The 13297-nt window shown below is 42.2% G+C and carries 10 protein-coding genes and 1 pseudogene; 2 read left to right on the plus strand and 9 right to left on the minus strand.

All coding sequences use genetic code 11. The features are described from left to right. The 8 genes from BUB86_RS16400 to BUB86_RS16435 form a co-directional block, all read right to left on the minus strand. A partial coding sequence (locus BUB86_RS16400) for a BACON domain-containing protein (protein ID WP_139261716.1) occupies positions 1–1634 on the minus strand: 1634 nt, incomplete at its 3' end. 22 nt (positions 1635–1656) lie between these two features. After that, complete coding sequence (locus BUB86_RS16405) at positions 1657–3201, minus strand: PEGA domain-containing protein (protein ID WP_073211627.1); 1545 nt, start codon at positions 3199–3201, stop codon at positions 1657–1659. A 207-nt stretch (positions 3202–3408) separates the two neighbouring features. Beyond that, positions 3409–4035: a hypothetical protein gene (locus tag BUB86_RS16410; protein WP_073211686.1), complete on the minus strand. Its 627-nt coding sequence runs from the start codon at positions 4033–4035 to the stop codon at positions 3409–3411. 245 nt (positions 4036–4280) lie between these two features. Beyond that, positions 4281–5522, minus strand: coding sequence for a hypothetical protein (locus BUB86_RS16415; protein WP_073211706.1), 1242 nt, complete (start codon positions 5520–5522; stop codon positions 4281–4283). Positions 5523–5536: 14 nt separating this feature from the next. Next, positions 5537–5977, minus strand: a complete 441-nt coding sequence (locus BUB86_RS16420) for a WG repeat-containing protein (RefSeq protein WP_073211691.1) — start codon at positions 5975–5977, stop codon at positions 5537–5539. A 13-nt stretch (positions 5978–5990) separates the two neighbouring features. Continuing rightward, the gene (locus BUB86_RS16425) at positions 5991–6884 is read right to left on the minus strand and encodes a hypothetical protein (protein ID WP_139261718.1); all 894 of its coding nucleotides are present in this window, start codon (positions 6882–6884) and stop codon (positions 5991–5993) included. 371 nt (positions 6885–7255) lie between these two features. Then, the gene (locus tag BUB86_RS16430) at positions 7256–8110 is read right to left on the minus strand and encodes a DUF6175 family protein (protein ID WP_254795205.1); all 855 of its coding nucleotides are present in this window, start codon (positions 8108–8110) and stop codon (positions 7256–7258) included. Positions 8111–8121: 11 nt separating this feature from the next. Next, complete coding sequence (locus BUB86_RS16435; protein ID WP_073211697.1) at positions 8122–9459, minus strand: caspase domain-containing protein; 1338 nt, start codon at positions 9457–9459, stop codon at positions 8122–8124. A gap of 259 nt (positions 9460–9718) precedes the next feature. Between BUB86_RS16435 and BUB86_RS16440 the strand changes: the two genes are divergently transcribed. Together BUB86_RS16440 and BUB86_RS16445 are read left to right on the plus strand one after the other, a co-directional pair. Next, complete coding sequence (locus BUB86_RS16440) at positions 9719–11746, plus strand: tetratricopeptide repeat protein (protein ID WP_073211700.1); 2028 nt, start codon at positions 9719–9721, stop codon at positions 11744–11746. A gap of 13 nt (positions 11747–11759) precedes the next feature. Beyond that, positions 11760–12515 (plus strand): LytR/AlgR family response regulator transcription factor, encoded by a 756-nt coding sequence (locus BUB86_RS16445; RefSeq protein WP_073211703.1) that lies wholly within the window; start codon positions 11760–11762, stop codon positions 12513–12515. A 71-nt stretch (positions 12516–12586) separates the two neighbouring features. On the opposite strand, the pseudogene BUB86_RS17800 reads toward BUB86_RS16445, so the two are convergent. Beyond that, positions 12587–13297: pseudogene (locus tag BUB86_RS17800) on the minus strand (hypothetical protein); the annotation flags it as partial.

Genomic DNA, 13297 nt, shown 5'->3' on the forward strand with positions numbered 1-13297 from the left:
AATTGTGGGTCGGGGTTATCGCTCTCACCTGGCTCTGAAGCTGATGCAGAAGTGGTGATTGTAACCACGTTAGGACTATAAACGATACCTAACTTTGTAAGCACATAGCCACATATATGATAAGTGGTTGTCTCTTCGAGTTCAACTATAGTTGTCATTACGTTGCCTCCCAATCCGCCATGACCAGTTGATACCATCGTACCGTTATCGCGGGTTGGCTTATCGTAAGTGGCACTATAGATAAAGCCACAGTCGATAACCTCTTCGTCGGCCACATAACTGAATCGCATGTCAGCATAGTCATTACCAACATACATTGATCTTACTTCGCCGACAGTAACAGAACTGACCATAGTGGTTATAGTAACCACATCACTATAAAAGACATCTTGCGAACCATTCTTCTGTACAAAGGCTCGAACATGGTATGTGGTGTTAGCATTAAGCCCAGAAAGCTCGTAAGCCAAGCCCGACGATGTTCCACCTCTTCCAACAATTACCCGCTCGCCATTGTTAATGGTTGGGATAGAGTCTCTTGTACTATATACCAATCCGTAGTCGCCTACAACCTCTTCGGATACAATATTCAGAAGGAAGTTGGCCGACTCGCGCGACACGCTCAGTTCGTTAAGGCTTACTGATGTCTGTAATGGCTGAGAAGAACCATTCTTCAACTGTTCTACGGTTACAATAACCTGTTTAGGGTTCTTGGTTCCAGCCACAATCACTACTGCTGTGGTACGCTCACGGGTAGTATTATTCTCATCGCATACCAGATGGATATCACCACTACCAATTCGTGAGGCACTGCCCTCAGAAGTAAGTGAGTCGAGTCGTGAATTGAAATGCAGCCAAGAAACCGATGATGGGATAAAGGCATACCACTGGGCATTACTTTCAACATGTATAGTCTTATCGCCACCAGACGACTCAAAACTACCGATGTTATCAGGTGCCTGTAACGTTACGTTAGAAATACCAGTCTGCGAAACCGTAATTTCTTCTAACTTGCTGAATCCTGAACCATAAAAGACGTTCAAAGTGGTAGAACGAACGGCATCGGTAGAAGATGGAGCTACCTTAATTGTAACAGGAGTAGTACCACTTGAACCACTAGTTGGGCTTACTTCTATCCAATTAGCACCATTAGCTTCTTCAATCTTCCACGAAGTGTTACTGGTAATATTAAACGACTGACCTTCTGTGGGATTGGTATCGAATGTGAACGAACCCTTTGATAAATTGATACCATCGCCCTTACCATTCTGGGTGATACTTATTTTCTGTCTCAGTCCACCATCCGAAATCAACATAAACGATGCTGAACGGTCTGTATTTGTTGTATTCTGATCGGTAGTAATCTGTAGGATTCCATCGCCTACTCCTTCGCGAGGTTGCACATTAAGGCTTTTGCCAAAATCGCCTGTATTAAGACTATCCAACTTCCAATGGCAGTCGGCAGTTACATTAACATTAGTCGCCTCAACATCTGATTGTATGATAATAGCGCCATCAAGCACTCTCAGCATTTCCTTAGCAGGTTTGGCTTCAGTCTCGTCTTCGCTCTTACAGCCCGTTAGTCCTGCCACCAATGGCAACGCAGCCAGTAGCGTAATATATAGCTTTGTTTTCATAACTGTAATCTATTTAGAGTGATTAAAATGAGAAGTTAAAAATTGCACCGATGCTAACCATAAAGCCTCCGGCTGAGATATTGCTGGCATCAGCAATATTCTGGAAGTTATTATCCTTACTCATGCCAAGAGAAAGCGTAGGCGCAGCAAATAAATAGAGACGCTGGATAGGCGCATAAACAAACTTTGCACCTACAGACACACAACTGGCAGCTGCCTTGTCGCCAAACATAAGAGTTCCATCGGTTACTGTACCTGACAGTTGTTCGATCTCATAACCTACCTGCGGTGTAATACCCAGTCGCTCAGTTAACTCTATCTGATATCCTAACTTAACGGCAAAGGTAGAACGCTTATAGGTAATTCCACTACGATAGGTATCGTTTCCATCAGTACTATACCACATTACGGGGTCGGATGGATTCAGACCAAATGTATAGCTGGCCTGTAGGTCGATATTCTTTAAGGTGAAACCTGCCAAAGCTGTGATTCCACCCATAGAGCGCATGGTATAGCCGGCACCAAAGTAGAAGGAGTTGGGCTTAATATATTTTACCTTCTCAAGTGTTACGGTGTCGCTAGTGGTAAGATTATGCTTAATAGTATACTCGCGGTTAGTACTTACATAGCCTTTTCTACTGATAGCCAACTGATAGGTACCAACAGGAAGCGTAGGAACATCGGTAAGATTAATCTCATCGGTACCATTAAGTATAGCATTAGCATTACGCGGACGGGTGTAGATGTTCAGACGTCCTGTATGCTGAGCAGGCGGAGCGGCCTGAATCTGGTTCTTTTTCTTAGGCTCCACAATGAAGGTGGTCTTGATAGGATCGCAATCGGCCTTGCGGGTCTCTACGGTGTATGAGCCTTCGCGAAGCTGGGTGCTCCAGCTACCCGTTCCAACTTGATGGTTGTTGTACCAGATGTCGGCATTGTTTTCTACGTTTACTACTACATCGCCATAATGGTCGCTCATATTCTTCATCTCGATATGGGCAATCTTGGTGGTTTTCTCATCGCCAGTGGTGATGATGATGGTGTCGCGGGCCTCATACATGCCGTTCTGAGTAAACACGGCATGACGGCCATAAGTCATATACCTATTATATATAGGCGACTTGCCCAGATATTCGCCATCGAGGGTGACATCACTCTTGGCCTGAGATGTGGTAATGGTAACGTAGCGTCCGGTACCGATATCAAGCAGCATCTCGTAAGTGCGGCCGCCCTGGATAGAAACAGGATAGTAGTAGTCGCGAAGCACACCAAATACCTGATGGTTGATGGTAAGCTTCTGGGCGCGAGGTGGCACATATAGCCATATCTCGCCCGCCTTCTCTTCGGTTCCAACTATTCCCAACGAACCTCCATTAAACAGGAAGCCCTTTTCGGGAGTAACAATCTTGATCAGTGCGGCCTTGTCACCATTCTGGTCTCGTTTCTCTGTACCTCGGGTGTTTGCGGTCAGATCTGTCTCCAACAGTCTGAATCCAAGCACACTGATACCGTCAGCCCACACGGACTGCGATACAGCAATCAATGCTAAGAGTAATAGTTTCTTCATGTGTTATAGGTTTTTAAATTATTGATAAATCAAATACTTTGGGGCAAATATAAGAAAAAAATCATTTACTTCCAAATATTTGGGATAAAATTTTAGAGAATCCAAACAAGACAATTTGGATTAATGTGCCTTTGACGCAGACAAAGCGCCAAAGAATTTAAACAACAGGGCAGAATTTTAAAAGGGAGACCAGGATCAAGATAAGAATCATTCCTTTACCCAGACTTTGTGCGGCGGTACGCCACTACCCTTAATAGGAACATCGGCAGAGTTTTCAAACGACCGAAGCTCACAACTTGCAGATGTGCGACTAAGACCAGTTATTCTGACATAATCTGTGAGTGAAATAAATCCATGCTTTTCGATGTGATCAAGAGCCTTCTCTATACGTTCTTCACGATTACAACTTGGCTTATTCGGACTGCGCACTCCAATCTCCGAACGAGTAAACTCCGCATTCTTATTCAGAGCAAGAAGAAGAGCTGGATCCGCCTTGAAGTTAACATCCTTAATTCTGACGTGACGATATGCCATATTATCTTCGTCATCTACCATCTCATTAGATTTCTGGTCGTCAAACTCTAGAGAAAGAGAGAAAGTTCCCAAACCATCAATCTTGATAGTATGCCCCTCAGGCAGACTCGCAACAAGCATCTGCCTAAGCATTTCGAAGGCCGACATTAGCGCTCCCTTGCCTGGCGAACCAGGATAACCCGACATTCGCTCAAGCACCTGTTCATAATCAAATCGCGAGTAAACCTGAATGCGTGGATAAACCTTTCTGCTACCATCCTCCTGCCGCATGGGCAACTCTTGTAGAATGTAATTTGCCATATAGTTATTATTAATTATTCATTAACTTCATTTTTTACATACCAAGCCTTAAGATATACATCCGAAGGCTTGAGATATACATCTAAAGACTATGGATATACATCTAAAGACTATGGATATCTCTTTCTAAACTGCAAAGTTACATATTTATCATCTTATCTCCAAATATTTCCTTAGAAAAGATGCTGGTCTTATCACATTAAAGGTATAAGTAGAATAAAAAGAGGCAACCAATCCTTTATTCACTATTTTAATTCCCTTATTAGCATGCCTTGGTAGAAGTCTCCTCCACTCACTTTCTCGAATGTAGTAAAGCCAAAATCAGCTCCTTCAGCTTGTTCTTCTGTTGCCATAAATCGGTTATCCCAGATCATGTCTTTCACCGGCCGGATAGTACCTTTACGATGATAGATGATGTGCCCCTCTTCGTCAACACTCCGTTCCAGCACCTCATATTTGGAGGTGGGCTCCACTCCTTCTTTCATGCCGATATGGATATGTAACATGCCATCGGAAGTTATTTCGAAGACAGGAGCAGTAATCTTGAAGATTTCAAATTTTTTACGGAGTTCCACAATATTTTTGTCGAGAGCTCGAGTAAGCACTTTCAGAAACACTTCATCGTTGTTATGGAGACCACGGAGCACTGTCTTGCCGCTGGTAGCCTCGTAGTCGCCTACATATTCCAGCCGGAACAATTTGCTTTTCAAAGCATATGCTCTACGCTTAGCGGCATCAATATGATCTTTGTCATAATAGCACTGCGAATAGAAAGTAGAAGCTATGCTGTCATTCCACACCAGTCGGAAGAGGTGACTCTTGATATGTACAGTAAAGCCAGCCACTAGTTTGCTGATGGTCTCGCCCGTATTACCGATGCTCTGAATGGTGTTATTCTTGTCACCTTTGGCTTTTGCTACGGCACCGCCTATAATGGAGAGTGTCTCAAACACAGCTCCCACGCCATCGGCTCGTGCATGTTTATCGACATAGCTTACCTCGTTGACGATAACAAAGGTATTGCCTATCAACTGTTCTCCGGCATCTTCCAGCATCGCCTTGCCGCGTACTGTCTTCATAGCCATATTGAGGTCTTCGATGGTTGCATTGTAGTTGCCACGTTCCTTAATGAGTTCCATATCGAAGCTGCCGTCGGACCTGTCACGGTTGAACCATTTCGACACTAGTCGCTGAGCCACTTTATTGCGGTCTAAGAAGGCGGCAATTTGATCTATCAGTTCTTCGGGTTTGGGATTACCCCTGGTTCTGAGCACACGCAGACTGAGATTGTGGTCATTGAAACGGTCAGGGTGCTGCACCTTAAGAAGAGTAGAGAAGATGTTGCTGGCCATAGCCGTACCGGGGTTATAGATAGAGAAGGTGTATAGTGAACTACGGTTGTAGTCTTCCACCACTCCATCCTTCTTCTCAGCAGTGGCACAGACGACGATAGTCAGCGCTATTGCAATAAGAAAATATCTCTTCATACCACTTCCTCCCATTAATAGTCCCACAGTTTATCTGGTATCTTATCCGTAAGGTCATAGAGGACCTTAGCACTGGTGACCAGGATCTTACCCTGCCGGGTAATCCATATGATACCTACCTGTTCATCAGCACCTCTCATCCAACTAATATATTGCCGTTCACCACGATAGTTAGGTTGGAAGCAGACTTCCCCAAATTTGGTGGGCGATTCTGCATACAACGTGCGCACCACTTCCTTACCCTGAGGGTCTATCCAACCGATGCTATTGTCTTTTATTACCACTGCGATACCATTGTGAAACTCGTAGACTTTCTGGTAAACGGGTTGTATGACAAAACGCCCGCTCCCATCGGCAAAGCCCCACAATTCACCCTGTGATCTTGGTTTAAGCACCTGGCCTAAGGCACTTGCGCCCCACAGCACTACTGCAATAATAAACAAACACCTCTTCATGGTTCTCGAAATATTACGGCCAAAATATAGCGGGTAGTTCGCCGGGATCCTGCATCACATGCTTGTTCTGCTTCACTTCCTTGAGCAGTAATTTATTGAGGGATTTCACATCTTTCACCACCTTATAGTCTTCCGGCAGTTGGAAGTTGGCCTCATCAACCTCGCAGGGTTTGAATTCAAGCATTTGGACTGACATTGAGAGATAAGGAGTATTCGTCTCTCCATCTATATAAATGCCATAATAGAATTCTTTTTCGTTTTTCATGAGCATGTGGCCGGGTAACAGTATGGCCTCGTAACGTTTGCCATCGACAACGATTTCTTTTTCAGCCGTCTCACCGTCGGCAAGTGGCTTATCTTTATGATAGGCCACATTCTCAGCACCCATGAATCCGTCAATCTCCTCTACCTCCTGACCATCAAGCAAGGGCTTGGAAGTAAACATATCTGCAATATCAGACTGCCCTTGTTGGCGCATAGCCTCTGGATTGAAACTATAGGACAACGCCAATTTTAGATTAGGAAAGGCAATAGTAACCTGACCATTTTTCCAATCATTAATGACGACACGCCCCAACTTCGGAATAAAACCTACAGACCGGTTGTTGTCAGTATCAAAATAAGCATATTCAGTGTATTCGCCGTCGGGGAATCCAAAAGCATATTGGTTCTCTGCCATCTGCTTGAATTGCTTTTTCACCGTGTTGGTAGCAATTTTTTTTGCCAAGCTTTTGGCCAGTGCACCAGCATCCTGGATCTCCATAATTTGTGCTTTCACCTTTTCAATCGCAACGTTGACATCCTGGTTATTCTTGTACGTACGCTTGCCCATGGAGCCATACTTTCCCTGGGCCATCACTGCCGATGCCATCACCATCAGACACAAAGTAATTAGATTTCTTTTCATAATGTTGATAATTATATTGATTTTACTTCAATTCCCTTATTAGCATCCCCTGATAAAAATATCCGCCACCACATGCGCCGCCTTTCATCCCGATCTGAACTCTTATAGGATCTGCACTAAGAAGTGGGGCTTTAATGCGAAAAACCTCACCTTCAAGGTGTGTTTTCAGTCTGAGCCAACGTGAAACCTGTGCCAAATATTATTGACATCATGGTTAATAATAATACTTTTTTCATAATCTATGGGTTTTTAAATTAAACTGTATTGCAAATATATGAATAATATGCTCATAAAACAAGTCCACAAAATCACAAAACAGCATTGATAAGATATTTGCGCAGACAAAACGTCAAATTATTAAGTCGAAATGACTATAATTTTTTATCCATACATATAATAAGAGTAGCCATACCCAATCCCTGGGTTTCTATTTGGGAAGACACACCCAGTTCCATCAGACGTTTACGGAGGCCTTGAACAAAACGACGGGTATCCATTGCCATACCGTTATCAGCATAAAGCGGAATACGCACCTGATCGAAATTCATGAATGACTCCGTGGCATCACTCAGACTATAACGATGTTCAACAGTATTGAGCGAGAGCCAGTCTTCAATCACCTCACTCAACTCCTGTCCCTCATACTCATCACTCATCTTCGTGTTGCCATCAATGCGGACAGACATTCTCACCTCACGTCCATTAGTCAGCAGATCATCAAAATGATTCTGCAATTGGTCGCAGAAGTTATCCATTCGTTCTAGAACAGCCTCCTCTAACAAAACCGGTATTTCAGCCGAGAAAGACATCTTGCCAGTACCACTACCTGCAGCTATCTGTTTCATTGTATATGCATCAATTCCACGTAAGGTGTAGGTAACAGAACGCTTAGGCCCCATTTTATTTATTTGCCATCCAACCTCCATAAAGATATCAGCCTTTGCCTGACCAATATTCTTTAAAGATTGCGACATATCTTTAATAGGAAAATCACGCTCTGACATGAGTTCACCAATCTTTGTTATAACCTCAGTTAGCTCCTGGCTATTCTGCCATGCCTTTTCATAATCGGGCATAGTAACGTCTTGAATATTCATCGTAAATCCATTAGCCTGACACCAGGAATCTGCAGGTATCACCATCAATGTAGGCCGTTTGGTTTGAGCAAGAACCACACTTGGCAGAAACGACATTACCAATGCAAATAATATTATTCTATTCATCATATTGCCACGTTTTAAAATCCACTATTCAGACTCTTGATTACCCCCTGCTGAGTCAAGTCTTTACGCAACTGATCCTTCATCACACTGACTACAGCTGAAATCTGATACTCCTTACCAGTTTTTATAACACTTCGAGATGAGGATAATGTTTGACCATACTGCTGATAAGACTGTTGGAAGAAGGTATTATAGAAATCAGCATACTGCTGTTCTGACAATGCGCTGCCAGCCATTGGGCGTTGTCTCTGACGATACTCTGAACTACTGAAACCTCGGAAGAGAACACCATGCACGGCACAACGCAATAAGTCTTGATCACTAACGTCGCCTGGTTTCTTCGCACTCATAGATATCTTTACCAAATATGTGCCTTGGATGCCAGTTCCTGCACCTTCTATCGTATATGTTGGCATCACATAATTAATAGTGCCCCCAGCTACGGCTTTTGCCAATGGTACTTCACGTGTTTTACTGGCTATGCGCGTCTCATATTTCTTTGCCGGAGCATCTGATAGTTTCCATTTTCTCCATTCATCACCATTTATCTCAGTCATTATACTAGGAGTCTGATTCTTACCGTTTTCGAGGATAGAAGTCTGTCTTACCTGCTTAATTACATAATCGCTTAACTCTCCCATTGTGACAAATCCGCCAGTTTTATTCAACTCCTCTAATATATAATATGTGAACATGCCATGTTGACAATCTTTGTATGGATAGGCGGTTTCGTAGCCTTGAGCTGCAGAAAAGACAACCATATTCCCCTTAATTGGGGCACTTTTTGCCTTTATTGCTACTCCTCGACTTGATGACAACATACTTCCATCACGTTTTGCGCCACTAAAGCAAGCATCGAGGAATACTAATGTACGCTTAGAAGGCATCTCGCCTAAACGTTTATACAACAGTTTTGTGCTTAGTCCACTAGAAGGTGACGTACTATAGCCGTCAATAGGCAACAGATAAGCCTCCTTACTGTCTTCATCAGGCATGCCATGACCACTATAATAGAAAATAGCCTCTGCTTCACCATTGTATGCACCAATCACACTTACCAGCCAATCCAACTCGTGATTAATATCATTGAGTGTAACATCTTTCAAACACTTGATATTCTTTTCAGGTACCCCCAGTGTCTTTTCGCAATATAAAGCAAAAACTTCCGCATCGTTTAATGCAAAAGGTACACTCTCCTCATGTTTATAATTCTCATTACCAACAATTAACACGTATATATTGCCCTTAACATCTTTTCCAACAGGAATTTGTGTATCTACACTACCTGAAGCAAATGATCTTAAGAGTATTATGCTCAAACTAATCAATAGAAGAATATTTCGTTTCATCATCAAAAGCAGCTTTTAGATATTATTATAATAAACAAATACATATTTATAGTTATTGCAAAAATATGATAATAATGCAACAATTCCAAATACCAATATTGTAAAAATTGAATCAAAACGCCATATTTGCAGATAACAAGTCAAATATTTATGTTAAGCGGATAATAATTTTTTAACATCAATTTTACACAAAATCTTTTTCTATAGATAATGAAGTCCATTTGGATATTTTTTCGTAAATTTGCAGCATCCATTGACGTTTATGAATAATAAAAAGGTTATTATTGGACTATTATCGCTAATTATATTAGTGGCTGGGATAGAAGTTTGTAAGGCTCCTACCCCACAAAATACCAATACAGAAATAAAGCGTATAGAAGACTCTATTAAAAACGGAAAAGCAGAGACTGCAAAACGTATTATTACTCAATTTATGAATGAGGCCAAGGATAGTGATATGTACTACAGATGGCTATCAATACAGAACAGAGTATGGTATGCAGAGATGAATGTAGACTCCATGACTTATGTTAGCGAGCGCATTCATAATTATCTGATAAGACATCAGAATAAGCAGACACATATTCGGAGTCTAATATTAGCAGAATGGAATAAAACCAAAGCTGTATTTTTAAGTGCAATACAAGGAAGACCTGATTCGGCACTCGTATACAACGAAAAAGCCATCAAGCTATTGGAAACACTTAAAGATGAAAACGAGCTAAGACTGACAGCATTAACCAACCAAGCATTTTTCTATCGACAAGTGGGAAGATACGACAAGAGTGTTGAAGGATATATGAACGCTATTGAACTTGCAGATTCAATAGGCAAGACCGAGCAAGAAAAAACGCCGCTTCTGCTTGGAATAAGTACCGTTTATACCTATATGGGCGATTACGAAAGGAGTGAGTATTGGTGGAACCGCTCACTCGAGCAACTGCCTCATATGATAAAAGCAGATCAGTTTATATATTATAATGACAGAGGTAATGACTATTACTTTCAGCAGAAATATGAGAAAGCATGCGAGTGTTTTGCCAAAGCGGCCCAACTTGTAAAAGACAATGAAGCAAAAAACTGGGATTATTACACATCGCTAGCCAACCTTGGTGAGGTATATGTTTGTCTCAACAAGACCGACTCAGCAAGAGCAACACTTCAACAGGCCGATTCTTTTTTTCATAAAGTAGACTTCACACCTCTCCTATATTATATAGAGACTTCGAACATCAAGCTCGAGATGCAAGAAGGGAAAACTGCAAATGCGCTAAATATGCTGACCAATAGTAAAATAGCCGACCCAAAAATCCCATCGGCAAAGTTTCAGCGACTGAAAGCCATCAAACAGATTATGAGCACTGCCGGCAAATACAAAGAGGCTTACGAGGCAGATCAGCAACTTAAGCATATTGTTGACTCAATGGTAGCCGCAAACACCAGCATGCAATTCAGCACCAGACTGATAGAATATCAACACGACAAGCAATTGGCAGAACAAAAACTAACATTAGAAAAAGCCCAATCAGATAAGATTATTGCGTGGGCACTATTTGCGGTCATGCTGATGGTGGCAATCATCATCATCGGACAGTTCCATCTATACCGTCGTCGTCAACGATTCAACAACCTGAAAACACGCCAGCAGATTGTGATGATGCGCATGGAGAGCATCCGAAACAGAATCAGTCCACACTTCATATACAATGCCCTAAACCATGAGGTATTGGCTCAGATGGAAGGACGAGAGATAGATCTGGAAGCGCTGACACAACTGTTGAGGCGAGGCATTGAACAGGCAGACATATTACAAACCACACTTGACGAAGAACTATCGTTTGTAGATTATTATATCAGTATTGAAGGCAGACAAATGGGCTCCGACTTTGTTTACGAGAAGGAGGTTGACAGCGATGTAGATGTAAAGAAGGTCAATCTACCATCGATGAGTATCCAGATATTTGCAGAAAACGCCCTGAAACATGGTCTGCGCCCAATTAAGCCAACAGAAGGAAAACAGCGCAAACTGCTGATAAAGGTTTCACGTCAGAACCAGTCGACACTGGTAGAAGTTCTGGACAACGGAGAAGGCGTACAAATAGCCAAGAAAAGCGGAACGCTACTAGGAGGACGCGTGATGCGACAAACCATTCAACTTCTTAACGACAACAACGAAGAGAAGATTACTTTTGGAATAAACAACTGGCAACAAGACGAAGAAAGCGGATGTCGATCTTGGATTCTGTTGCCTGACAATTATAACTATCAAATAACAAATAAGGATGAATAATCCATAAACCCATATGAACAAACAACAGTTAATAAAAGCTTTCATCGTAGATGATAATACAGATGCAGTAGAAGTACTGAAAAGAATGCTGGAGAAGAACTATTCGGTTATGGTAGTTGGATCAGCAGGCGATGCAGAGACGGCAGCAGACGCCATTATAAAGTCGGAGCCAGATATTATTTTCCTTGATATAGAACTACCTACGATGTCAGGGTTGGATTTCTGTACTCTGATACGTAACGACATCAAGCCAGAAACGAAAATAGTATTCTATACTGGTCACGACAAGTATATGCTTGATGCTATACGTCGACAAGCTTTCGATTATTTGCTTAAACCACCCACGGAACATGATCTGAGTTTACTGATGGCACGTTTCTACGAAAACAAGTTGGCATCGATCCCACGTTTATCAAAGACAGAGAAACATTTGCCCATTATTCTTGTAGTAAACGCCATGAACGAGCATGTAACACTAAATCTTCAAGACATAGCATTCTTCAGGTTCAATCAAGAGCGAAAGATCTGGGAAATTGTATGTATAGACAATTCTGTTTACACATTACGTCATCGGACAACAACGAGCGTAATTTTAAATTATTCATCAGATTTTGTTCAAATTCACAAGCGATACATTGTGAATGTTAATAAAATAAAGATGATACAGGAGTCCATCTGTATATTAGAAGAACCTCTGGACGATATACGAGAATTAAAAATCAGCAAGAACTATCGCCAAGCATTCATGACAACATTCTACTCTATGTGATAATACAACTATCCCCGCTAGGCTTTCTGGCGGGGATTATTGTGTCCTGAGAGATAAATAATCTTTCGGGATTAATTACCAACAACGACCTTCTTGCCATTGTTGATGTAGAGACCGCTCTTAGTAGGTTTACCCTGCAGGCGGCGACCACTAAGATCGTACCAGACATCGTTAGCCGAATCGGTTGTAACAATGCCCATGCCTGTAGTGCCACTGCCACCATACAGACTAGACAAGCTGATGGCACGTGTGCCAGCGCCCTCGTTATAACGCGGCTCATGGAAGGTAAATACCTCGAACGGACGGATGTTGCGATAATTCCTTAAGAATACACTACCCTCAACATAATTATCAACATCCTCACCAATGTTCAGAGCATAGACATGATTGAAAGCCTCAACCTCCTGGAAAGTTGGTATAACAAACAACGTATCACCAATCATTACCGACATAGTTTCAGTAACCGGTACTGTAACATTAACAGATGCAAACTGTATGATACCAGCCTGGTTAAACTCATCGCTATACTCATCGCTGTTAGGCATACTGATGATATATGGCTTGTTGGCCTCAATCGTTTCAGCATCGCTAATGCCCTCTTCGGTAAACTGGTGCAACCAGAAATGATAGTTGCTGGCACTGTTTCCGAATGGAGCAATCACACCATGACTCTCGTGAGTAAAGGTCTGTACATCGAATGGCAGACAGATGCCTTCCCAACCGCGACTTACATTCTTCTTGGTGGTCTGCTTAAACTCGCGAGTGTAGCTGATCTTCTCGGC

It is taken from the genome of Xylanibacter ruminicola, assembly GCF_900142525.1.
GTDB lineage: Bacteria > Bacteroidota > Bacteroidia > Bacteroidales > Bacteroidaceae > Prevotella > Prevotella ruminicola_A.

Bases quoted from the DNA above. Each gene is read 5' to 3' on its own strand.
- BUB86_RS16405 (WP_073211627.1), bottom strand. From the start codon at position 3,201: ATGAAGAAACTATTACTCTTAGCATTGATTGCTGTATCGCAGTCCGTG.
- BUB86_RS16410 (WP_073211686.1), bottom strand. From the start codon at position 4,035: ATGGCAAATTACATTCTACAAGAGTTGCCCATGCGGCAGGAGGATGGT.
- BUB86_RS16415 (WP_073211706.1), bottom strand. From the start codon at position 5,522: ATGAAGAGATATTTTCTTATTGCAATAGCGCTGACTATCGTCGTCTGT.
- BUB86_RS16420 (WP_073211691.1), bottom strand. From the start codon at position 5,977: ATGAAGAGGTGTTTGTTTATTATTGCAGTAGTGCTGTGGGGCGCAAGT.
- BUB86_RS16425 (WP_139261718.1), bottom strand. From the start codon at position 6,884: ATGAAAAGAAATCTAATTACTTTGTGTCTGATGGTGATGGCATCGGCA.
- BUB86_RS16430 (WP_254795205.1), bottom strand. From the start codon at position 8,110: ATGATGAATAGAATAATATTATTTGCATTGGTAATGTCGTTTCTGCCA.
- BUB86_RS16435 (WP_073211697.1), bottom strand. From the start codon at position 9,459: ATGATGAAACGAAATATTCTTCTATTGATTAGTTTGAGCATAATACTC.
- BUB86_RS16440 (WP_073211700.1), top strand. From the start codon at position 9,719: ATGAATAATAAAAAGGTTATTATTGGACTATTATCGCTAATTATATTA.
- BUB86_RS16445 (WP_073211703.1), top strand. From the start codon at position 11,760: ATGAACAAACAACAGTTAATAAAAGCTTTCATCGTAGATGATAATACA.